The organism is Algoriphagus sp. (assembly GCF_030694375.1).
In the GTDB taxonomy this organism is placed as follows: domain Bacteria; phylum Bacteroidota; class Bacteroidia; order Cytophagales; family Cyclobacteriaceae; genus Algoriphagus.
The window spans coordinates 201356-221916 of the sequence record NZ_JAUXYL010000020.1 but is presented as its reverse complement, the minus strand read 5'-3'; the positions used below and the strand labels follow the sequence as shown (position 1 = coordinate 221916).

The window sequence follows — 20561 nt, the reverse complement described above, 5'->3', positions numbered from 1 at the left end:
ATTTTGACCCAAACAAAGAACAAATCATGAATTTTCCACAAGAACTGAAGTACACCAAAGACCACGAATGGGTTAAAATCGAAGGAGACATAGCTACCATCGGTATCACAGAATTTGCACAAAAAGAATTGGGAGATATCGTCTATGTAGAAGTTGAAACAGTGGGTGAGACGATTGAAGCAGGTGAAGTATTTGGATCTGTGGAAGCTGTAAAAACTGTTTCTGATCTTTTCATGCCGATCACGGGTGAAATCATTGAATTCAACGACAAATTGGAATCTGAGCCAGAACTGGTAAATGAGGCCCCTTACGAAGCGGGATGGATGGTAAAAGTGAAAATCTCAAATGACTCTTTCACCGAACTGTTGGACGCATCGGAATATGCTGAATTAGTTGGTGCTTAATTTCTGAATCATTGAGGATTTTCTTTGCTATTTCCTGGATGATCGTATTGGCATTTGCCATGCTTACACCTGGAACAAAGTTTCCTGAAATTGATCTATTTGATTTTCAAGACAAGGCCGTCCATATTATTTCGTTTTTGATCCAGGGCTATCTCTGGAGTGGAGTCGGGATAGACGAAAACGAAGTTTCATCCAAGAATCCGAAGATTTGGCGAAATTTCATTTTGTTTGGAGTCTTAGTTGGAATTGGTTTTGAATATTTACAACAATTTATCCCTTATCGATCGTTTGAATTAATGGATATGATTGCCAATGCATTAGGTGCAGGTCTAGGATTATTAGGATATTTAAAATGGCCGTTCATTAAATACATTTTGGATTAATCTTCAATAATTCTTACACTTGTTATTCAAAATTTGAAATAAATTAACCTGTATAAACCAAATTCACCATGGAAGCAAAAAAGTCTCCAAGCGCTGATATAACCAAGAAGGTGGGTATGTTTACCAATCTTGGTTTAGCAGTAGCTGTAGGTCTTACTCTTGCTGCCTTCGAATACAAGTCATTTGATGACTCAGGGCTTAAAAACCTGGGTGGTGTGAATGACAATTTCGAGGAGCTGCTAGATATACCTATCACCGAACAGCCACCTCCACCGCCGCCACCACCGCCAATGGAGCAGCCTATCATCGAGGAGATTCCTGATGAAGTGAAAATTGAGGAAAAAATCGATGTGAATTTTGACGTAGATGTCAAAGAAACGACTGTGATCAAGGAAGTGGTAATTTCTGAAGCTCCGGTTGTAGAAAAAGCAGATCAGATCTTTGACGTCGTAGAAACTCAGCCAAACCCTCCAGGGGGAATGTCAGGATGGAATGCATACCTTTCCAAAAACCTAAAATACCCTACTCAAGCAAGAAGAATGGGAATTGAAGGAACTGTGATTGTTGTATTCGTAATCAACACTGATGGATCCATTCAAGACGTAGAAGTTTTGAGAGGTATTGGTGGAGGTTGTGACGAAGAAGCTGTTAAAGTTGTGCAAGAAGCTCCAAAGTGGGAACCTGGTAAGCAAAGAGGCCGTCCGGTTCGTACTCGAATGAGACTTCCGATTCGATTCAAACTTAGCTAACACATATTAGACCCGAGAAATCGGGTCTTTTTTTGCCCTAACCTCTCCTCCTTTTTAACTAGTTAATAAACGTTAGAGAAATAGCTTATACCAGAATTCTTTGGTAAATTTTTATAAACATTTCTCTAACAATCATGGAATTAAAAAAGAATCCCAAATCAGACCTTCTCAAGTGGTCAGGCGCAATCTCCAATCTTGGATTGGCGATTTCGATTGCATTCGTTTTGGTGGCTTTCGAATGGAAAGCTTATGAGGAAAAACCTCTTCTTAATATTTCAAATGCTAATTCGAATTGGGAATCGGAAGTAATCCCGATCACTATCCAAGTACCTCCGGCGGCACCACCTCCTGTAATAGCCCCACAAATCAAAGTGATAGATGACGATATCGAACTTGATGACATCTTGACTATTGATATCCATTTTCCAGGTGATGAGGTAATTCCGGAGATCAAGCTAGCCGGTCCTCCAAATATCGATGTTGCGGCGGAGATATTGGATTTCACAGAAGTACAGGCGCAGTTTCAAGGTGGAATGGATGCTTGGTATACCTACTTAAAAGCCAATCTCACCTATCCGAAACAGCCACAACGAATGGGAATTGAAGGAACCGTATTTCTCAGATTTGTCATCAACACAGATGGAAGTATACAGGATGAAGAAGTTGTGAGATCAGTCGATCCTTTTCTCGATAAAGTAGCCTTAGAAGTGGTCCAAAATTCCCCTAGATGGAAACCTGCCCTGCATCATGGTAGACCGGTGAGATCTCGAATGACTATGCCAATCAAATTCAAGCTTAACTAACCCTGCCTACTTTGGATAGTAATTGAATTGGTAAGAAATCTGAATTACTTTACCCGAATGAGAGTCCTCGTTTTATTATCAGGTTATAATTTGAATTTAATCGGGAGATTCACGAAGGAAGGATAATCATCGCAGTGTGTGTCGCTTCCTACATACCTGTGACAGACTCGATTTCATCTAAAGGAATGCTCCATGTTCAAAAACCTGAAAATGGCATAAGGTATTTTCAAAAAAAAGAGGCTGTCTCAAAAGGCTTGAATGAATCAGCCTGACCCTTCGATTCCAGTCAACCTGAGCAGAATCGAAGGGTCAGTGTGACAGGAGTCGAAGGCCATTTGCAGCGCAGCGAGTACAGCCGCATTTCGACTTCGCTACAAATGGTAGATTACGTTAAATTTTGTTTTTACTAATTATCCAAAATTATATTCCAATTTCATGAAATGTAATTTCTCTATGAACCAGTTAATTCTGGTTCTTAGCTTAGGTTAGGTTATTCTTTTCCATCGTTCTTTTGGCTTAACCCAAAAGAACCAAAAGGTCAAGATTTGCCAAAGCTCCCACCGCACGAGGCCAAACGCTGGCTCGCTCCTGCCTGCTGCAGGCAGGGGCAAATCCTCCCACCGCGCCCTTCCGATCAATGTTTTGTCTAGACAGCTAAGATTCAATCGTAGATCAAGATTTTTATGGCTTTGGACTTCAAAAATTCTGTCAATTCCATTTTGTATGTTCGCAGAATATTTAAGACTCAATGTAACAAGCAACAGTTATGAGACAGCCCCTTTACTATAACACATTAAGCGACTGCTCCTTGATTTTTTCCAGTTCATCCTTCATTAGGATGACATGCTTTTGAATTTCAGCATCATTTGCTTTGGATCCGATGGTATTAATCTCTCTACCAATTTCCTGACTGATGAAACCCAGTTTTTTACCTTGACCATTTTCTTCGCTCAGCGATTTCATGAAGTAATCTAAGTGCGTTTCTAACCTTACCAGCTCTTCAGTGATATCAAGTTTTTCGAAATAATAGATCAGTTCCTGCTCAAATCGATTAGCATCGAAAGAATTCTCATCCATCCATTGGGTAAAATGATTGCGGATCCGCTGTCTGATTCGCTCTTTTCGGATAGGTTCCTCCTGTTTGACCCGCTCAAAAGCGGATCTGATCACCGTAATATTTTCCTCGAGTTTGGAATACAATGAAGCGCCCTCGTCTATTCTGAAGCCGTCACATTTTTTCAACGCTTCTTCCAACACCAACTTAGTCTGCTCCCAATCATCACCATCTTCTCGTTCCATTGGAATCGAAGTGATTACATTTGGAGACTGTAAGGCAAGCTTAAATAAGTCATTTGAAGGCGTCCCAACTAACTCAGCCAAGTTTTTGAATTCCTCAAAATAAGCCTTAAAAAGGCCTTGATTAATTGTGACGGGAAGATTTTCACTTCCTCTCGGAACAAATTCGATGGAGATACTTACTTTTCCGCGATCTAGAATGGATTGGGCTAATCCCCGAATTTCAGACTCTTTATCAGAAAATTGTCGTGGGCTACGGATGGATAAATCCAAAATTTTTGAGTTGAGAGACCGAACTTCGACCTGAATCATCATTTGCTCATTCTCAAATCCGGCAACACCAAAGCCGGTCATTGATTTGATCATAAATTATTAGCTATTAGAAATTATAACCTAAAGTAAAGTAAAACTTCAGGTTTTCGGTCTCATAATTTCGGATTGGACGGGCTACGTCGAATTTGACGTAATAATTCATCAAAACAGTCCTCAATCCCGCCCCATAACTTTGAAGCCATGGATTATTGAAATTGTTGAGCACCACCACAAAAGGGGATCCCGGTGTATTGATCACTTCTGTGTTTTGATCATTGACACGCTCCCATGGTGCAAAATCATTCCATGCAGATCCGATATCATAAAACCCGACTAGCTGGAAGTTTCTTACAAAGTTGGAAGTAATATTACCTCGGGACAGATATGAGAATAGCGGGATTCTTAATTCTGTAGTAAAAGTAATCACGTTTCTACCCCTGATTTCGTCATAGTCATATCCTCTTAGATCTACAAAATCAGCAAAGAGAATATTTGAATTTTCCGCGCCGGAGGGGTTTCTCACCGGAGAAGGTTCGGGTCTGTTGGATGGTGGATTGTAAAACTCATTAAACAACCAATTGTCCATTCCGCCAATGAGGTAATTTTGTGGATTTTTCCCCATAAAAGACCCTACATATAGCTTGGAGGCCAAGGTGATGTTTTTGTGAATCTTTTGATAATTGCGAAGATCTAAGTAGAAATTACTGAATGAACGATTCGCATTATTCAAGCCTTGGTAATGCATAAAGCCAACCTTGGCTTTTAGACCTGTAAAGGAATAAAGTCCCATTGGTTCCGTTCGATCGTAAACAAATTCTGCCTTTCCCCCGGCATAATTGACGTCCAAACGGTTTTGATCGGGAACTTGACCCAAGATCAAGGAATCTGCATTTAGATTAAAATATTGGGTTTTTGCAATTAAGGGCGCAACATAAAATCTCGAATTGATAGTTAAAGGATAGGAAACACCCGCTTCGATTTGGGTCAATACATACTTTTGAAAAGAGATATCATTTTCAGAAACTCGGATGGTTTTTCTGTCAAACCTACCTCTAAAATCAAGTCTACTTTTCAAATATTCGTATTCAAACCACACATCTCCACCGGAATTAAAATCCAATGCAGTCATTATCCCGGCAGAAAAAATGTGATTATCGAGAACATCAGTCATTTTCCCGTTGAGGTTGATGCCAAACCCTCTAAGTGGATCAACAACGGCCTTGGTATTGATATGATTTGTGAAAAACTGGGGTTCCATTCTCCTTGGCCCCGTCACCCTCTTTTGTAAAGATTGCCTTCTGAAAGATTCCAGGAGATTCGTTCGCGTCAAATCAGGACGGTTAGTTTCTGCCGGGGTTTTAAGCTGTGGAAGTGTGTCAAAAGTGTAATTTTCTGTATCGACACCTTTTCTAGACTCAAATCTCAATCGATCCAGATTAATTGAAGAAGTCCTGTTTTTTTGAATTGTATCGATTAGTGCAGGCTCTTGAATTGGAGCGGGTATTGAGGGCGATTGCGTTGCAGCATTTGTTCTTTGCTCGAGCAGTCTTCTCGCCGCCAAGCGTTCGTTTAAGTCTTTAGCTTGAGCGAGTTGGACCCGGGGTGTACTGGGAGTAAATTGGTCCACGCCACTATAGCCTTCCACATACAAAAGTGATTCTTTCCCATTTCTCAGCGCGTAGGCTATCTTATTCATTCTACTGGTCACGTCAAAAACCTCTATGCTCTTGTCAAAGGCTGATATTTGATTGGAAACCTGATTACCGATGCTGAAACGCATCAAATTTGTGATTCCGCTCAAATCACTCATGTAGAGCAGGGTATTACTGTTTAATTTACGCGGATGGATGTTTTTGCTATTGGAGTTAGTGAGCTTTGTGAAAATGGTGGTATCCTTCAATACATCCACTCTAATCAGGTTATACTGATTGGGTAAAATATTAATATCAGGAGTAGCCGTCAAGACTGAATCAGGTAAATCCACGTAATTTGAGGAGTAGACAATGACTGAATCGTTCAGAAAAGCAGGAGATAAATCATCAAATATATCATTTGTCAGCCGTTTGCCTTGGCCCCTTACATTGAGCGTATAGATATCTGATTTCCCGTTGGAGATGGCTGAAAGAACCATATTCTTGCCTGACTCATTGAAGTCGAGACTTAAGATCTGAGTGATATTTCTAAGGAAAATCTTATCCTGATTTGATCCGTCAATCGACCGAAGTCTCAATGTCGTAAAACCTCTCTTAAAGGAGGCAATTGCCAAATTAGCAGAATCTCTCCAGGCTATGATCGGAGAATGCAGGTTAGGCGAAAGTTCATCATAGCTTGCTCCTCCCTGGAAAATGGTCTGTTCGGTACCATTGGAGAGATCTCGTACAATTACTTTAAATTTCCCGGCATTGTTGAGCACATATCCGAGCAAAAGTCCATCGGGACTAAATTTAATGTCGCTGATTGCACCATCTACCCTTGAAGATGTTCTTGCGATTGCCGACTCTGGAGAAACGCTTTTGAAGGAAGCAAAGACGGGTTCATTAATTTTTAGATAATAGTTTTTCCAGTCTTCAAAAAACACCTTCGCGTTTACACCAATCGTATTAGCTATGCTGTTTTCCTCGTTTCTATTGATTCGCGATAAGTTGAGTATACTGGAGACATATCTACGGCCATATTTTTCAGAGATGTAATTCCAGATGGATTGGCCTAGCAAACCGGCCTCTATTCCTGTTAGATTCAGGATTTTCGGATTCTTATTATCTCTTAAATATTGTCGGATGAAGTCATCCATTTCCCTACTCCAACCTTTGGCAAGATAAAGTGCCGCCCCGTCAATATACCAAGCCGGAAAATCATTGACCAGATTAGCCTGGAACGCGTCAGCAACTGAAGCGCCGTATAGCATCTCCCTGATGATGACTTTGGAAGTGGCATAAATAATATCCGCTTTGAATTGGTCCACTCGTCCTTTGTACGAAACCTCAGCTATCAGTCTTGTAAATCTTGTCTGACCATCTTCAGTGTATTTCTGACTATTGAGATTCAGGTTGCTTTGAAGACCTTCTTCAGGAGAGTTATAGATATAAATCCTAGGTTTTGTATAGGCTACATAGCCGATCATTTGTGTGAGTTTATCAAACTCGGCCTCTAAATATTCAATTGCCATTTTGGCATTAGCGCCCCCTCGGTCATAATAGTAGACCTCAAAATTATTGGACGAATAAAAATACCATTGAAGTTCTTTATGCTGAATACGGTTTTTACCAAATCGCTCTTGGTCAAATTGAGCCCAAGAAATGGAAGAACTTCCGATAAAGAGACATAAGATCAAAAGTCGAAAGACTATATATCGCATTCGGATCAAGATTGATAGGTTTTAAATATACTTAAAATACCGAGCTATATCCACCTCAGTTTGGATAGGTTGAGATTTTATCAGGTATTGGGTCATTATTTTACTAAAATAAGGCACAAGAGATACACCCTTAGCGCCGAATCCATTGAAGATGTAAACGCCATCTTCAGTAGGATGTTTGCCGAGAAATGGTTTTCGGTCTCTTGTCGCAGGACGAATTCCGGTTTTGTGACTTTTTATGGCTCCAATCGGTAGCATTACTACATCAGAAAGCTTACTTAAAATCTCATTTTTTGCGCTCTCAGTGGGTCCGATGTCCAGATCATGCCAAGTATAGGTTGATCCAACCCGGTAAACCCCTTTGCTCAACTGTACCCTGAAAACCCCTCTATTTACGATGAAATCCGGATCAAAGTCTTGCGCTACCTCAAGAATTTCTCCTTTCACGGGCGAAAAAGGTAAATAATTGAAAAACCGACTTTTTAACGCACCCAGACCGTTGCAAAAAATCAGGTTTTTCGCAACCATATTTTTATACTTCCAGCCCTCTGAACACTTTTCAAGCAATTTTTCATCAAACTCCTCCAAAATCAACCGCTCCCCAAAGTAGGCAGCCATACCATCGAGAAATTCATTGCTGTTCAACCAGCCGGACATCCTTAACAGAACACCTCCAAAAGGATCCCGCAATTCGGGATACTGACTTTCTGTAAAAATCTCCTCAATAAACATCCCGATTTTAGGATCACTTGAATGACCCATCCACTCATTCTGTTCTTCGATGGAGAGAAAAGGGCGATAAATCTTTTTTCTCGTCAGAAATTCCCTCCCACTGACTCGTTCCAATTCCTCATAAAACGGTTCAATTTCCGGAAAAAGATATTCGGCAATCCAGGATTTCACCATTTTCCGACCTGTCACAGGATTATATAAGCCCGCTGCCACACGGCTGCTTTTGTTTGATTCCGGTTGATCCAAAATCACAATCCTTTGCCCTAGCTGCTCCAGTCTATAGCCCAGTGCAGTACCGGCGATGCCTTGTCCAATGATCAAAAAATCAATTTCCATAACCCAAATTAAAGGCATAATTCATTACTTTGCTGCGATCACATCAACTTTTGCAATGCTTTATATCAAGTCCTTCACCTTCAACCCTTTTCAAGAAAACACCTATTTGGCTTATGATGACCTGGGGAGCGCTGTACTGATTGATCCGGGATGTCATACTGTGGGTGAACGAAAGGAGCTCGAGGACTTTATAATTTCAAAGGAATTGAAAGTACTTCACCTTCTCAATACGCACTGCCACATCGACCATGTTCTTGGCAATGCCTGGGCAAAGAAGCGATTCGGAATACCACTTTGGATTCATGAAAAAGAAATCCCTGTACTGAAGTCGGTGGAAGTCTATGCGCCTAATTATGGTTTTCAAGGCTATGAATCCTCAGAGGCAGATTACTTCTTAACAGAAGGTCAGGAATTCAAGGTGGGAGAAGAATTACTTAAAGTGCTCTTTGTACCGGGACATGCACCGGGCCACGTGGTTTTTTATCATGAAAAAAGCAAGCAGTGTATTGCAGGAGACACACTTTTCCGTGGAAGCATAGGCAGAACAGATCTCCCTGGAGGAAATCATGCTTTGTTGTTGGAGAAAATTAAAACCCAGCTCTTCACCCTTCCTGCTGAAACGGTTATTTATTGCGGTCACGGCCCGGAAACCAAAATAGCCTTCGAAAAAATCTACAATCCGTTTGTAGGAGAACGGGCCATCCAATGAAGATCAAAGCCCACATCCCAAATTTACTCACACTCCTCAATTTGCTTTTTGGAGTCGTCGGGATTATATGGGTGTTGAATGGAAATATTCTCTCCGGTGCTTACTTTGTACTGATTGCCGCAGTATTTGATTTTTTGGATGGGTTTGTTGCCCGACTACTCAAAGTTCAGAGTGCTATTGGAAAAGAATTGGACTCGCTCGCGGATGTTGTCTCATTTGGAGTATTGCCGGGTTTGATTCTCTTTATGATGACAAAAAATGAAGTTCAACCGGAGTCTTTACTTCCTTATTTGACCTTGATTGTCCCCATGCTTTCAGCTTATCGCCTTGCCAAATTCAACCTGGATACCAGACAGAGCGACCGATTCATCGGGCTACCGACTCCTGCAAATGCCTTATTTCTGAGTACCCTTCCCTATTTGGCACTTACATGGCCAACCCTTGGAAGCTGGCTTTCCTCCCCGGTTTTAGTGATCATTTTAGCTTGGATTTTCGCTATTCTATTGATAAGCGAACTTCCCCTCATCGCTTTGAAATTCAAAAGTCTTTCTTTTCCTAAAAATCGCTTTCGCTATATTCTTATCATTCTAAGCATAAGTATATTCGCCTGGCTTCAATTGGCAGGCATCCCTCTGGTGATTTTGGCGTATATTGGACTATCTGTGATCGAAAATGCAATAGGAAGTGAATGAGGTGGAATATTACAGTTTGGGGTATTGGTCTTTTTTTAAGTCTTTTCGCGAGGCTCACCTTTGCGCAATCAAATTTTTTTCAGTTTAAAACCCCAAAACAGGGAGTCTATAGCATCTCTGCGGAACAGGCCGCAAAACTTGGCTTTACCAACCTTTCGGAAGTCAGCGTCTACGGATTCCCCGGCATGCTTCCCCAACAAGTCCAAGCCGATCAAATGGACCTTCAGGAAATTCCGGCCTTACAAAGTGGCAGTAATCTCTATTTTTTTCTCTCAGGTCCAAATACACTGACTTTTTCTCCAAATGGATTGAGTTATACCCACCATTTATTTTCTGATTCCCTGAGTTTTCTCATTGGAAAGAAAACGAATCCGCTAAGAATTCTGCAAAAGTCTGCCAATTCACAAGCTTCAAACCCATACCAAATCTGGTATAGCTTCACTACATTCAAAGAAGAGAAAACGAATATTCTTAACTCTGGCAGGAATTGGTTTTCGGCCCCCATCCGTCAGGGACAAAGTCTCAATGTGAACCTAGCCTTGAGATCGGAGACCTCACTGCCCTGGATTATGCATGGGAAATTGATGGCTCAATCTTTTTCCAATTCCACCATGAGGATACTCACGGGTAACGAGCTTTTGGGAGAACTTGCATTTAATTCCATTCCAAATTCCACTTTTGGAACAAAAGGGCGCGAGGCAATTTTTGATTTGAGAATCAATCCAAACGGGAATTCACTTTCACAAATCAGATTTACATTTCAGGGTTCAGGCTCTGAATCGGCCGGTTATTTGGATTATTTCGTGGTCGGCGTTCCATTTTCAAATTCAAACCTGACAGAAGGGATTTTTGAAGCTGAAAACGCGGGTACCATAACTTTAGATCCGCGTTTTCAAACATGGGAAGTAAGCGATTTTTTCAATCCAACAGCATTCAATGCCAGTTCAGGGCTCAGTGCTTTGGGTAAAAAGTGGGTAATCTTCTCACCCGAAAAGGTGACCGAAATCGAGAAATTAAAACCTGTCTTCCTGGATTTAAGAGATTCGGATAGTTCTCCTGAACTCCTGATTATCACTTCCCCGCATTTGCTTTCCTCAGCAACTAAACTGCGCACTCACAAGGAACGAATGGGGGTCAAAACCTCAGTAGTAACTACTGACCAAATCTATCAAAGCTTCGGCTATGGTAATCCTGATCTCAACGCAATCAGAAATTTCATTGCTTATCAATACCAAAAGGATAAAAAAATTGAGAACGTGCTACTCCTTGGCAAAGGCACGTTTGATTATAAGAGAAAACTGGGAGGAAGACCGAATCTGGTTCCGATCTACACGAGTCGCGAAAGTTTGAATCCTCTAACCACATTCAGTTCAGATGACTATTATGGCTTGATTGATTATGGACAGGGCATTTGGGAAGAATCACGCGAAGGCGATGAACGGATGCAAATCGGTGTGGGAAGGCTTCCGGCGATCAACTTTACGGAAGCGAATGAGATGGTCGAAAAAATCATTCGCTATGAGACAAACCCCATTCGGACGCCCAAATCCTCTCGGGTTACTTTTTTAGCCGACGATGCGGACAACAATATCCACGTCAGGGATGCAGAAGCACACGCGGCCTATTTGACGAAAAATCATCCCGAATTTCTGGTTCAAAAGCTTTATTTGGACAGGTTCGAGCAAGAGAGATCAGGGACAAGACAGAGCGCTCCACAAGCAAAGGCAGCCTTGGAAAAGACATTGGAAGAGGGCACTTTGATACTCAATTACATCGGTCACGGAAATGAAACCACGTTGACGGCAGAGGAGATATTCAGCGTCTCCGACATTGCAGATTGGGCTAGACAAAAGGAACTGGCGCTATGGGTCACGGCAACTTGTGAATTTGGAAGACATGACAGTCCATTTGTAAGGTCGGCCGCCGAAGAATTACTTTTCGCCCGGGAAAAAGGCGCTGTTGCTTTATTGACTACGGGAAGGCCCGTATTTAGCAGTGTCAATTTTGCATTGAATGAGGCTTTTATCAAAGAAGTTTTCCGGAAAAATGAAGGGCAACACCAAACTTTTGGAGCGATTTTCAAGAACACAAAAAACCAAAGCCTCAACGGCGCACTGAATCGAAACTTTTCACTTCTGGGAGATCCTAGCCTCAAGCTTGCCATTCCAGACCTTGAACTAAAAATAACAGCTATCACAGATGGGAAAAGTGGTACACCAGTAGACACGCTGAAGGCATTTCAGGAAATAGTTTTAAAAGCAGAAGTCATCGATCCATTGACTCAGGCATTCCAGTCCGGATTCCATGGGGAATATCAAATTGAAGTCCGGGACAAACCTGTGACTCAGCAAACTCTGGGAGATGAAAGCAGTCCCTATGAATTTGAAGAAGAACAAGTATTAATTTTTAAGGGTCAGGGGAAAATTGAGGCTGGAATTCTAGAAGCCAAATTCCTTATTCCAAGGGGTATCAATCCGAAATTTGGAAATGGAAATCTCAGAATCCGAGCTTGGGATACCCGAACAGGCCTGCAAGCCATCGGTAGCAAAAAACCGGTAATAGGAGGAATACAACCTAACCCGATCACGGATACGACCGGACCGGAAATTAGACCGATTCTCAACGGTCAAGCGGCAGGACCTTTTTTGTTTCCTGCTACAAGAATCGAAATTGAAGCGTTGCTTGTTGACCAAAGTGGAATCAATGTCTCCGGATTTATCCCCGGTCAGGACCTCAGCATTCAAGTCAATGAACAGTCTCCCATCATTCTGAATGAAATATACCTTGCGAAAAATGGCGATTACAGGGAAGGAAGCTTTAAAGTTTTCTTAGAAGGTTTGGTAGAAGGAAAAAACATCATTCTGATCAGAGCTTGGGATACTGTTGGAAATGAAAATTCGCTTAGTTTGGAAGTTGAAATTAAAGGAAGCAATCTGATGCAAATTCTGGATCATAAAGTTTATCCAAATCCTGCATCAGTTGAAAGTAATTTTGAAATCAAACACAATCGTCCGGGAGAAAACCTTAATCTTACTTTGGAAGTTTACTCGCTATCCGGTCAAATACTATTTACGGAATCATTTCGTTTGGTAAGAGCTGAAGAGAATGTTCATAGTTTGTCATGGATATTTTTGCAAAGCCGATCAAAATATCCAGCAAAAGGAACTTATATTTACAAATTAGCGCTGCAGTCAGAATCTGACTTTTCCTCGGATTCGGTCAGTGGAAAAATAATTATTCGATGAAAATAAAGGCCATAGAAAGCTGGAAAAGCACTCTTTTAATCGTCTTCGCCTTGGGTGGTTTTTCTTCCTATGCACAAAACAGTGTAATTATATCCGGCCAAGATCCAAACAGACGTGTTATTACCACAGCTGTTCCTTTTTTAAATTTCGCCCCTGATTCCCGACATTCCGGAATGGGTGATGTGGGAGTAGCTACATCCCCTGACGCTAATTCTGCGCATTGGAATTCAGGAAAGCTTGCATTTATTAAAGATGATTTGGGTTTTTCACTTTCTTACTCTCCATGGCTTGGCAGGTTAGTCAATGATATGTCGGTCAGTTATTTGACAGGATTTAAAAAAATTGATGAAAATTCTGCTTTTGGATTTGATATGCGCTATTTCAATATGGGTAATATTCAACTGACTGATGGAGTCGGTAATCCATTGGGGGAATTTAACCCAAGAGATATTGCCATAGGAGGCACTTACTCCCGAAAACTGTCGCAAAACTTTGGTTTGGGGATTTCAGCTCGATTCATTCATTCCAATCTTTCAGGAAATATCTCCTCTGCCGGAGGATCAGAAGCTAAGCCTGGAATCAGTGTCGGAACTGATATTGGACTCTATTATCAAAAACCCATCTTCATCGGCGCAAAAGACGGGACTTGGTCTTGGGGTGCTGCTATTACCAATATTGGTCCTAAAATCACTTACAACAGTGCCGAAGATCTGGACTATATCCCGACCAACTTCCGTATAGGCACTGCCTATTCAATCAATTTTGATCCGGTCAATTCGATCACTTTTGCACTGGATTTCAACAAACTGATGGTACCTACTCCCCCACTGTATGAGACCAATCAGGACGGTTCTCTTGCTACAGACGAAAATGGAAACTTGATCATAAAGGCGGGAGAAGACCCTAACAGGGCCTTGATTTCAGGCATGTTTGGATCATTCTCGGATGCACCTGACGGGTTTAATGAGGAGCTAAGAGAATTCAACATTTCATTTGGCGTAGAATACAAATACGCTGAAAAATTCGCTTTACGAACGGGCTATTTTTATGAAAATCCAAGCAAGGGTGGACGAAGATATTTCACCATGGGACTGGGAATGACTCTCAAAAAGATTGGTTTCGACTTTTCTTATTTAGTGCCCCAAGTACAAAACCACCCCTTGGCTGAGACGCTCCGATTCTCCCTGCTTTACACGATTAACAGCAATTAATGCATCTTAACAGATCAAAAGCGCCTGAATTCATCATTCCGGAAGATTTTGTATTGCCCGCTCCACAAGCGCGGAAACTCAGCGGAAGCAGGACGCTGTTTTTTATCCCAACTCCAAATCTGGATGCGGTAAAACTTGAAGTCATCGGAAAAAGCCAACGATTAATCCTCTCCTTGGAAAAATCGCTGGTCTCGTCCTTTACCTTGCAATTGCTCACAGAAGGCACGCACACGCACTCTGAATCCCAACTTTCTGAATTTTTCGATTTCCACGCCACGGAAGTTCATCCGCTACTGACTTATTCACATGAGGGGATGAGTCTCGTCACCACCAGAAAGCATCTATTCGAAGTATTGCCTGTATTTAGTTCCCTTTTTGATCAGGCGGTTTTTCCGGAGGAAAGTCTTGAAAAAAGGAAATCCCAGCGAAAGCTCAGCCTACGCTTGGAAAAGGAAAAATCAGCTTCACGGGCAAGCCATTTGTTTCGAAAGGCTCTTTTTGGAGAAAATCACCCTTACGGACTGGAAATCACCGAAGAACATGTAGATAATGTTCAACGAAACGATCTTATCGACTATTACCGGAATAATTTACTGACCGATACGGAATTCTTCCTCTGCGGTAATCTTGACTCGGATGAACTTTTCAGAATCGAGTCTATTCTCAACAAAATCCCATACAGAACCCAAGGAACTCCGGGAATACTTCCACCTGTCACGATGAACCCTAAAATTCATGAAGAGCGTCAACAGGCCTTGCAATCCAGTATCCGGATTGGCAACTGGTCCATCCCAAAATCTCATCCGGATTTTCAGGCACTGGCTGTTTTCAATACAATTTTAGGGGGGTATTTTGGGTCACGATTGATCAAAAATATACGGGAAGACAAAGGCCACACTTATGGGATCAGTTCTTCCTTAGCTGAGATTGGTGACATCAATTATTGGGTGGTAGGTGCAGATGTACAAAAAGCATATACAGGAGAGGTTCTTACTGAAATTTATAATGAAATAAGAAGACTCAGCCAGGAGGCAGTTCCAGAAGAAGAACTTGAAGTAGTAAGAAATTACCTCATCGGGCAAATGCTGGGTAGATTTAGCTCGTCTTTTGATTTAATTGATCGCTTTCGATCAGTGCATCATTCAGGCTTGGATTTTCATTTTTATATGGAAAAATTGGCATTTCTCAGAAAGTTTACTGCCCAAGACATTCTGGAAATCGGTAAAAAATACTTTTCTAATCTGCCTTTTGTAGAAGTGGTGGTCGGGTAATCAAGTCAGCCGGACATACAGCCAAGAAATGTCCCATTCCTGTTTTGCCCAAATTTTATAAATAAAAAACCGAAGACTTTTCATCTTCAAACTTTCCCCCAAGTCCACCAACTCGCGTGCTGGAATAAAATTAGCCGACCAAAGTGCGTGTTTTAGTTCGTACAGAATTCTTCTTTTCAAAGCACGGTTTTCTTCCGGATAAATATTCATTTGATGAATCTTAGAACAGACTTTCACTGTACTTGGAAGCATTTTGGATTGGTAATTTTGATACTGAGAAGAAGACATGGAGTTTTCATGTTTTCGTTTGAGTACTCCTATGTGATCCGAAAATACCACCGGATGATTTCTTGCCATCCTTATTTGGATATCGAAGTCCTCGTAGTACAGTGACTCATCATATCCCCCCTCCTTTCGAAGCGCGGCGGTATTAAAAACGACCGTAGGAGAGCAAATGAAATTTCGTTGAATCAACGTTTCATAGATATTGCTAAGCTCTATTTCTTCGATCAAGTCCCCTCCCGTATTTCTTTTGTAGAAGGTCCTGACTTCACCCATTTGATCCAAAACATATGCGTCAGAGAAGACAAATCCTGCGAATGGCGCCATTTGCAGTTCACGGATTGAATAGCTAAGGTGCTCCGGATATAATATATCATCACCAGACAAATCAACTAGGTATTGACTGTTGACTTGGGCAAGCACATCATTAAACAATCGACAATAAGGCTGCATTTCCTCATGAAAAATAGTTTCAACAGACATTTCGCCTGCGGATATTTTCACCCAGTTTCGGATTTTTTCAGCTGTATCATCCGTACTTCCATTATCAACCACGAATAGCTCTTTGGCATAATACTCCTGTGCGCGGACACTTTCCAAAGTCTGTTCAATCCATTCCCCGTGATTGTATGCAATACAAATTACCGTAACCAAATCTGAGGTTTCCATTTTAGAGTTTTAAAGTCCAAGTGACCTTATTGCTAATATCGTTCGAAAAACGGGATTTGAAGAACATTAAATTATGATTGGTACCCAAATTTAGATCTGAAGATCCCAAATCAATAAAATTTAGCCTTTGGTCTGAGGCGAGCTGAAAAAGCTGGTAAAGACAAATTTCCCCAAGATTTTTGACCGAAGTTTTGGGTTGAATAGCAGCGAGAAAATAATAAATAGAATCAGGCAAGAGTTTCACACCTAGTGTATGAGCAAGGGCTTTACCTTCTTTAATAATACTGATCAGAAAATACCTTTCCGGAAAATTTGAAACCTGTGAAATCAACCGCTTTTCATCAAATAAAATAGCATAGCCTCTTTCCTGATTCCAGGATTTGATTTCTTGAAGGAAACCAAAATTCGAAATCGGGCCAGTCTGTATACTTAATCCAAGTTCCTTGGATTTGGTAAGAAACTTGGCGTAGTCTTTTTGGACAAACTTTTTGATTTTCTTCTTCCCAATGAAAAAATGGTGACTAAGAAGGGATTCCAGCTCGAAACCATTTTTAAATAAGAGATAATTGATCAAGTCAAAATTCGGTTCGTAAGGTTTTGGAGCTTGAACAATTCGGATTGCAGAAACTCCCCGTTGTCTCAAATCATCCAAAACTGCTTTGATAAACTCATCCACCTCGGCTGAGGACAGATTTTCTTCAATCCAATGTCCACCAAAAGGACACAGCGGGAGTGAGACTGCCTCCAAATTTTCAGAAATTGCCAAGGTTAGAGATGCCTTGGTCTTTCCCTTTTTAACCCACCTGAAATCAAGCGGATTGGAATATCCGACTGAAGGAAAGTTCCTTAGAAAATAAGCATCCCGCTCTTCCAAAGAAGAGACCACCTGCAATTCATGCCGGTTGGCAGTTTCTTTATTGAAGGCTTCCAAAGTAGTTTTTGTCTCGGATATAATCCGCTTCTGAAAAAGCCCGGTCACCAAGTCCCAAAAGCACAGCATCTGCTGAAAAATGGATTTCAATCCAATTTAAGGGAGGAACGAAAAGGCCAACACCTGGCTTTTCAAGAATAAATACTGTCGTATTGCCATCAAGGCCTATCACTTTGATTTCTAGCTTTCCCGCTATGGCCACTACTACCTGTGACTCTTGCCAATGCGCGTGATTCCCACGGGATTCGCCTTCCTTTACCCCCGAAATCCAAAAACAGCGAAGTACTCCATGTGGAAAGAGTTGAAAATTTTCCCAAAAATGAACCGATCCGCTTTCATTGGCATGACCGGGAATCTCGATTTGCCAAGGAGCATGGTATTCTAGCCTTTTGTTATTCAATTCTGTACTTGCCATAGCTAAAAATAAGACAATTCAGGTAAAGGCGAAGTTAGCCTACTGTTAATTTTATATTTTCAAGTCTTCATCTCACAAGACACTAATGGACCACTTCTCCGAAAATGAAACGCAATCAGATTCCTTTCTGACTTTGGCAGGGAGAAGTGAGGGGAACTACAAAGACCGGGGCAGCAAGTTCCTTTACTTTGCTCTTCCTGTGAATTCTGAGGAAGAAATCAAAACCCAACTCGCTTCTTTAAGAAAAGCATATTTTGATGCTTCACACCATTGCTATGCGTGGGTTTTGGGTCAAGACGGATCGAGCTTTCGCGCGAATGATGACGGGGAACCCAATCATTCGGCAGGAGATCCAATTCTCGGCCAGATCCGGTCCAACCAGCTCACCAATGTGCTCATTGTAGTGGTTCGCTATTTTGGAGGAACTAAGCTGGGGGTAAGTGGTCTGATTCAGGCTTATAAAACAGCCGCAGCACTAGCCATTGAAGCAAATCAAATCCTACAGGAATGGGTGAAAATTAAATTGGAATTACGATTCCCATACCCTGCAATGAATGAGGTAATGAAAGTGGTCAAAGCTAAAGGCTTGACCATAATTTCGCAGGAAATGGCCTTGGACTGTATGCTTACGCTTTCCTTTAGAGCAGGATTAAAGGATGAAGTACTGGAAAAGTTAGAAGAAATCGAAGCGCTATCGGTCAGATTGGATTGAACAACTCATCAAGGAACCCCTCTTCCCTGAGTACATTGAAGATCTTCAGACAAGCCCAGGCATCCGTTGCAGCATAGCGCTGTTGCCTTTCTGTCAGGATTTCGGATTCCCAGTTAGAAACTTGCTCTGATTTGGAAATCCGGATTTTCAGCACCATTCCACTGAGATTTCGCACACCTACATTGTGAAACCCAACTTTCTTCAGCTCATCATTGAGATCAAAAAAAGATTGCGGATAAAAACTATCCGTCAGTTTCCCCAATCCTTTCAAATCATCATTGACTGCAGCTCCAATTTTTACCAGATTTTCCTTCTCCATCAAGTTGCGAAGGGGCCCGGGGAAACCGATTTTATTGAGCCTGAAAAGAAATGCCTGCTCTGAAGTAGACAGCTGAAGCAAGGAAACATGGTTAAACTGCCCTTTTTTGAAGGAAGGTTTGGTCTCGGTGTCAAAACCAATAATGTGTTGATCTTCTAAAAAATCAACAGCCTCCTCCACCTGATCTGGATGATCTATCAAATAAATCTCTCCCTCAAACTGCCCTAAAGGCAATTCATTGACTTCTTCTTTGCTAATACTATAAGGAATCATACCAACTCTTCTTCCGGCTCATAATAGTGGATCCCGATTTTCAAATAACCATATAAAATGGTCATAAACGGACTGATAATATTGAAAAAACAATAAGGTGCGTAAGTCAATGTGGCCACTCCCAATACTGAGGCTTGTGTTGCACCACAGGTGTTCCAGGGAACCAAAACAGAAGTCACTGTCGCTGAATCCTCCAAGGTTCTACTGAGGTTTTCAGGTTTGAGTCCTCTCTTCCGATAGATATCTGCGTACATTCTACCCGGCACGAGAATCGCCAGATACTGATCCGAAGTAGTGATATTGAAAAACACGCAAGTTGCGGCAGTAGAAGCAATCAGAGAACCTACTGAATGTACTTTTTTAATCACAGCTTCAGCCAGTACCTGCAGCATACCACTTACCTCCATTATTCCTCCAAAAACCATCGCGCAAACAATCAACCAAATGGTATTCAACATTCCTGCCATTCCTCCGGTGACCAGAAGTTCATTCACAATGTCATTGTCTGTCACTATTGCCGTCTCCCCGTAGAGCGACATCATCACTGCCTTGAATCCCAAATAGGCATAGGAACCAGAATCATTGGCGATGGCGACTACGATTTCGGGCTGAAAAATAAGTGCAAAAACTCCCCCTAGGAGCGCTCCTGCTAGTAGAGCGGGAATCGCAGGGACCTTTTTTACAATCATCCCCAAAACAGCTAAAGGGACAAGAAAAAGCCAGGCTGAAATATTAAATTTCCCGGATATGGTATCTGAAATAGCCTTCACATCATCCACACTGCCGGCAGTCTCATAGTTCAACCCAATGACCACAAATAAGATCAGCGTGATTGAAATGGAAGGTATTGTGGTTTTTGCCATATACCGGATATGTGTAAATAGATCCGTTCCGGCCATAGCCGGTGCAAGATTTGTCGTGTCGCTGAGCGGTGACATTTTATCTCCAAAATAGGCCCCTGAAATAATCGCTCCCGCGATTATCCCTTCTTCGAAACCCAATGCTTTACCGATTCCCAATAATGCCACACCTACCGTCGCTACGGTCGTCCAACTGCTACCTGTGGCTACTGATACAACTGCACTGATAATACAGGCAGCCACAAGGAATATTTCGGGACTGAGGATTTTCAATCCATAGTAAATCATCGCAGGCACTATTCCGCTCAATAACCATGTACCTGCAAGTGACCCTATCAAAAACAATATCAGAATGGCGCTCATCGCAGCGCTGATGCTCTTCACGATGCCATCCTGTAGCGCTTCCCATTGGATTTTAAGTCTGAAAATCGCAATAGAACCTGCCACAGCAGATGATAAAACCAAAACCAATTGATTGGAGCCAGCTAAACTATCAGTGCCAAAAATCTGAATATTAATAACCAAAAGGATAATTAGAAAAATAATTGGTATCAGCGCATCAATAATACGTGGAGTTCTTTGCTGTACTTTCATTCAGTTTA

Annotated in this window: 18 protein-coding genes; 10 read left to right on the top strand and 8 right to left on the bottom strand. The window is 41.6% G+C overall.

The genetic code is table 11. From position 1 onward, the window contains the following. Window positions 1–26: 26 nt before the first annotated feature. From gcvH to Q8M62_RS05810, 4 genes are all read left to right on the top strand, one after another. Window positions 27–404 carry a glycine cleavage system protein GcvH gene (gene gcvH, locus Q8M62_RS05825; RefSeq protein ID WP_304902422.1) on the top strand — a complete coding sequence of 126 codons (378 nt, stop codon included), beginning with the start codon at window positions 27–29 and terminating at the stop codon, window positions 402–404. Between the two features lie 11 nt (window positions 405–415). Continuing rightward, window positions 416–787 carry a VanZ family protein gene (locus Q8M62_RS05820; RefSeq protein WP_304902423.1) on the top strand — a complete coding sequence of 124 codons (372 nt, stop codon included), beginning with the start codon at window positions 416–418 and terminating at the stop codon, window positions 785–787. 68 nt (window positions 788–855) lie between these two features. After that, window positions 856–1536, top strand: a complete 681-nt coding sequence (locus Q8M62_RS05815; protein ID WP_304902424.1) for an energy transducer TonB — start codon at window positions 856–858, stop codon at window positions 1534–1536. Between the two features lie 134 nt (window positions 1537–1670). Further along, complete coding sequence (locus Q8M62_RS05810) at window positions 1671–2339, top strand: energy transducer TonB (RefSeq protein WP_304902425.1); 669 nt, start codon at window positions 1671–1673, stop codon at window positions 2337–2339. 783 nt (window positions 2340–3122) lie between these two features. On the opposite strand, the gene Q8M62_RS05805 is transcribed toward Q8M62_RS05810, so the two are convergent. Genes Q8M62_RS05805 through Q8M62_RS05795 form a run of 3 tightly spaced genes read right to left on the bottom strand, consistent with a single transcriptional unit; the run spans window position 3123 to window position 8370 of the window. Continuing rightward, complete coding sequence (locus Q8M62_RS05805; RefSeq protein ID WP_304902426.1) at window positions 3123–4001, bottom strand: YicC/YloC family endoribonuclease; 879 nt, start codon at window positions 3999–4001, stop codon at window positions 3123–3125. A 13-nt stretch (window positions 4002–4014) separates the two neighbouring features. Continuing rightward, window positions 4015–7302, bottom strand: coding sequence for a biopolymer transporter Tol (locus Q8M62_RS05800; RefSeq protein WP_304902427.1), 3288 nt, complete (start codon window positions 7300–7302; stop codon window positions 4015–4017). Window positions 7303–7323: 21 nt separating this feature from the next. Continuing rightward, the gene (locus tag Q8M62_RS05795) at window positions 7324–8370 is read right to left on the bottom strand and encodes an FAD-binding oxidoreductase (RefSeq protein WP_304902428.1); all 1047 of its coding nucleotides are present in this window, start codon (window positions 8368–8370) and stop codon (window positions 7324–7326) included. Between the two features lie 55 nt (window positions 8371–8425). Between Q8M62_RS05795 and Q8M62_RS05790 the strand changes: the two genes are divergently transcribed. From Q8M62_RS05790 to Q8M62_RS05770, 5 genes are read left to right on the top strand one after another with little or no spacing between them, the layout of a single operon-like run. Beyond that, complete coding sequence (locus tag Q8M62_RS05790; RefSeq protein WP_304902429.1) at window positions 8426–9079, top strand: MBL fold metallo-hydrolase; 654 nt, start codon at window positions 8426–8428, stop codon at window positions 9077–9079. Beyond that, window positions 9076–9771: a CDP-diacylglycerol--serine O-phosphatidyltransferase gene (gene pssA, locus Q8M62_RS05785; RefSeq protein WP_304902430.1), complete on the top strand. Its 696-nt coding sequence runs from the start codon at window positions 9076–9078 to the stop codon at window positions 9769–9771. Before Q8M62_RS05790 ends, pssA begins: the two co-directional genes overlap by 4 nt. Continuing rightward, window positions 9768–13016, top strand: coding sequence for a type IX secretion system sortase PorU (gene porU / locus Q8M62_RS05780; protein ID WP_304902431.1), 3249 nt, complete (start codon window positions 9768–9770; stop codon window positions 13014–13016). The genes pssA and porU overlap by 4 nt, the downstream gene beginning before the upstream one ends. Then, window positions 13013–14227, top strand: a complete 1215-nt coding sequence (porV, locus tag Q8M62_RS05775; RefSeq protein WP_092728454.1) for a type IX secretion system outer membrane channel protein PorV — start codon at window positions 13013–13015, stop codon at window positions 14225–14227. Before porU ends, porV begins: the two co-directional genes overlap by 4 nt. Then, window positions 14227–15498, top strand: coding sequence for a pitrilysin family protein (locus Q8M62_RS05770; protein WP_304902432.1), 1272 nt, complete (start codon window positions 14227–14229; stop codon window positions 15496–15498). The genes porV and Q8M62_RS05770 overlap by 1 nt, the downstream gene beginning before the upstream one ends. Here Q8M62_RS05770 and Q8M62_RS05765 read toward each other — a convergent pair whose 3' ends face one another. The 3 genes from Q8M62_RS05765 to Q8M62_RS05755 are packed head-to-tail and all read right to left on the bottom strand — an operon-like array spanning window position 15499 to window position 17795. Next, window positions 15499–16449 (bottom strand): glycosyltransferase family A protein, encoded by a 951-nt coding sequence (locus tag Q8M62_RS05765; protein ID WP_304902433.1) that lies wholly within the window; start codon window positions 16447–16449, stop codon window positions 15499–15501. A 1-nt stretch (window position 16450) separates the two neighbouring features. Then, window positions 16451–17380, bottom strand: a complete 930-nt coding sequence (locus Q8M62_RS05760) for a hypothetical protein (RefSeq protein WP_304902434.1) — start codon at window positions 17378–17380, stop codon at window positions 16451–16453. Continuing rightward, entirely contained in the window at window positions 17364–17795 is a 432-nt protein-coding gene (locus tag Q8M62_RS05755) for an FdtA/QdtA family cupin domain-containing protein (protein WP_304902435.1), read from the bottom strand. The genes Q8M62_RS05760 and Q8M62_RS05755 overlap by 17 nt, the downstream gene beginning before the upstream one ends. 85 nt (window positions 17796–17880) lie before the next feature. On the opposite strand from Q8M62_RS05755, the gene Q8M62_RS05750 reads away from it, so the two are divergent. Beyond that, complete coding sequence (locus Q8M62_RS05750) at window positions 17881–18507, top strand: YigZ family protein (RefSeq protein WP_304902436.1); 627 nt, start codon at window positions 17881–17883, stop codon at window positions 18505–18507. Here the strand turns inward: Q8M62_RS05750 and Q8M62_RS05745 are convergent. After that, window positions 18494–19099, bottom strand: a complete 606-nt coding sequence (locus Q8M62_RS05745; protein WP_304902437.1) for a 3'-5' exonuclease — start codon at window positions 19097–19099, stop codon at window positions 18494–18496. The genes Q8M62_RS05750 and Q8M62_RS05745 overlap by 14 nt on opposite strands. After that, window positions 19096–20553, bottom strand: coding sequence for a Na+/H+ antiporter NhaC (gene nhaC, locus Q8M62_RS05740; protein WP_304902438.1), 1458 nt, complete (start codon window positions 20551–20553; stop codon window positions 19096–19098). Before nhaC ends, Q8M62_RS05745 begins: the two co-directional genes overlap by 4 nt. Window positions 20554–20561 lie beyond the last annotated feature (8 nt).

What these genes read in the sequence shown, in the direction of transcription:
- nhaC (WP_304902438.1), bottom strand. Translation starts at nt 20,553, where the DNA reads ATGAAAGTACAGCAAAGAACTCCACGTATTATTGATGCGCTGATACCA.
- porV (WP_092728454.1), top strand. Translation starts at nt 13,013, where the DNA reads ATGAAAATAAAGGCCATAGAAAGCTGGAAAAGCACTCTTTTAATCGTC.
- pssA (WP_304902430.1), top strand. Translation starts at nt 9,076, where the DNA reads ATGAAGATCAAAGCCCACATCCCAAATTTACTCACACTCCTCAATTTG.
- porU (WP_304902431.1), top strand. Translation starts at nt 9,768, where the DNA reads ATGAGGTGGAATATTACAGTTTGGGGTATTGGTCTTTTTTTAAGTCTT.
- Q8M62_RS05815 (WP_304902424.1), top strand. Translation starts at nt 856, where the DNA reads ATGGAAGCAAAAAAGTCTCCAAGCGCTGATATAACCAAGAAGGTGGGT.
- Q8M62_RS05745 (WP_304902437.1), bottom strand. Translation starts at nt 19,099, where the DNA reads ATGATTCCTTATAGTATTAGCAAAGAAGAAGTCAATGAATTGCCTTTA.
- gcvH (WP_304902422.1), top strand. Translation starts at nt 27, where the DNA reads ATGAATTTTCCACAAGAACTGAAGTACACCAAAGACCACGAATGGGTT.
- Q8M62_RS05805 (WP_304902426.1), bottom strand. Translation starts at nt 4,001, where the DNA reads ATGATCAAATCAATGACCGGCTTTGGTGTTGCCGGATTTGAGAATGAG.
- Q8M62_RS05770 (WP_304902432.1), top strand. Translation starts at nt 14,227, where the DNA reads ATGCATCTTAACAGATCAAAAGCGCCTGAATTCATCATTCCGGAAGAT.
- Q8M62_RS05795 (WP_304902428.1), bottom strand. Translation starts at nt 8,370, where the DNA reads ATGGAAATTGATTTTTTGATCATTGGACAAGGCATCGCCGGTACTGCA.
- Q8M62_RS05755 (WP_304902435.1), bottom strand. Translation starts at nt 17,795, where the DNA reads ATGGCAAGTACAGAATTGAATAACAAAAGGCTAGAATACCATGCTCCT.
- Q8M62_RS05765 (WP_304902433.1), bottom strand. Translation starts at nt 16,449, where the DNA reads ATGGAAACCTCAGATTTGGTTACGGTAATTTGTATTGCATACAATCAC.
- Q8M62_RS05800 (WP_304902427.1), bottom strand. Translation starts at nt 7,302, where the DNA reads ATGCGATATATAGTCTTTCGACTTTTGATCTTATGTCTCTTTATCGGA.
- Q8M62_RS05790 (WP_304902429.1), top strand. Translation starts at nt 8,426, where the DNA reads ATGCTTTATATCAAGTCCTTCACCTTCAACCCTTTTCAAGAAAACACC.
- Q8M62_RS05810 (WP_304902425.1), top strand. Translation starts at nt 1,671, where the DNA reads ATGGAATTAAAAAAGAATCCCAAATCAGACCTTCTCAAGTGGTCAGGC.
- Q8M62_RS05750 (WP_304902436.1), top strand. Translation starts at nt 17,881, where the DNA reads ATGGACCACTTCTCCGAAAATGAAACGCAATCAGATTCCTTTCTGACT.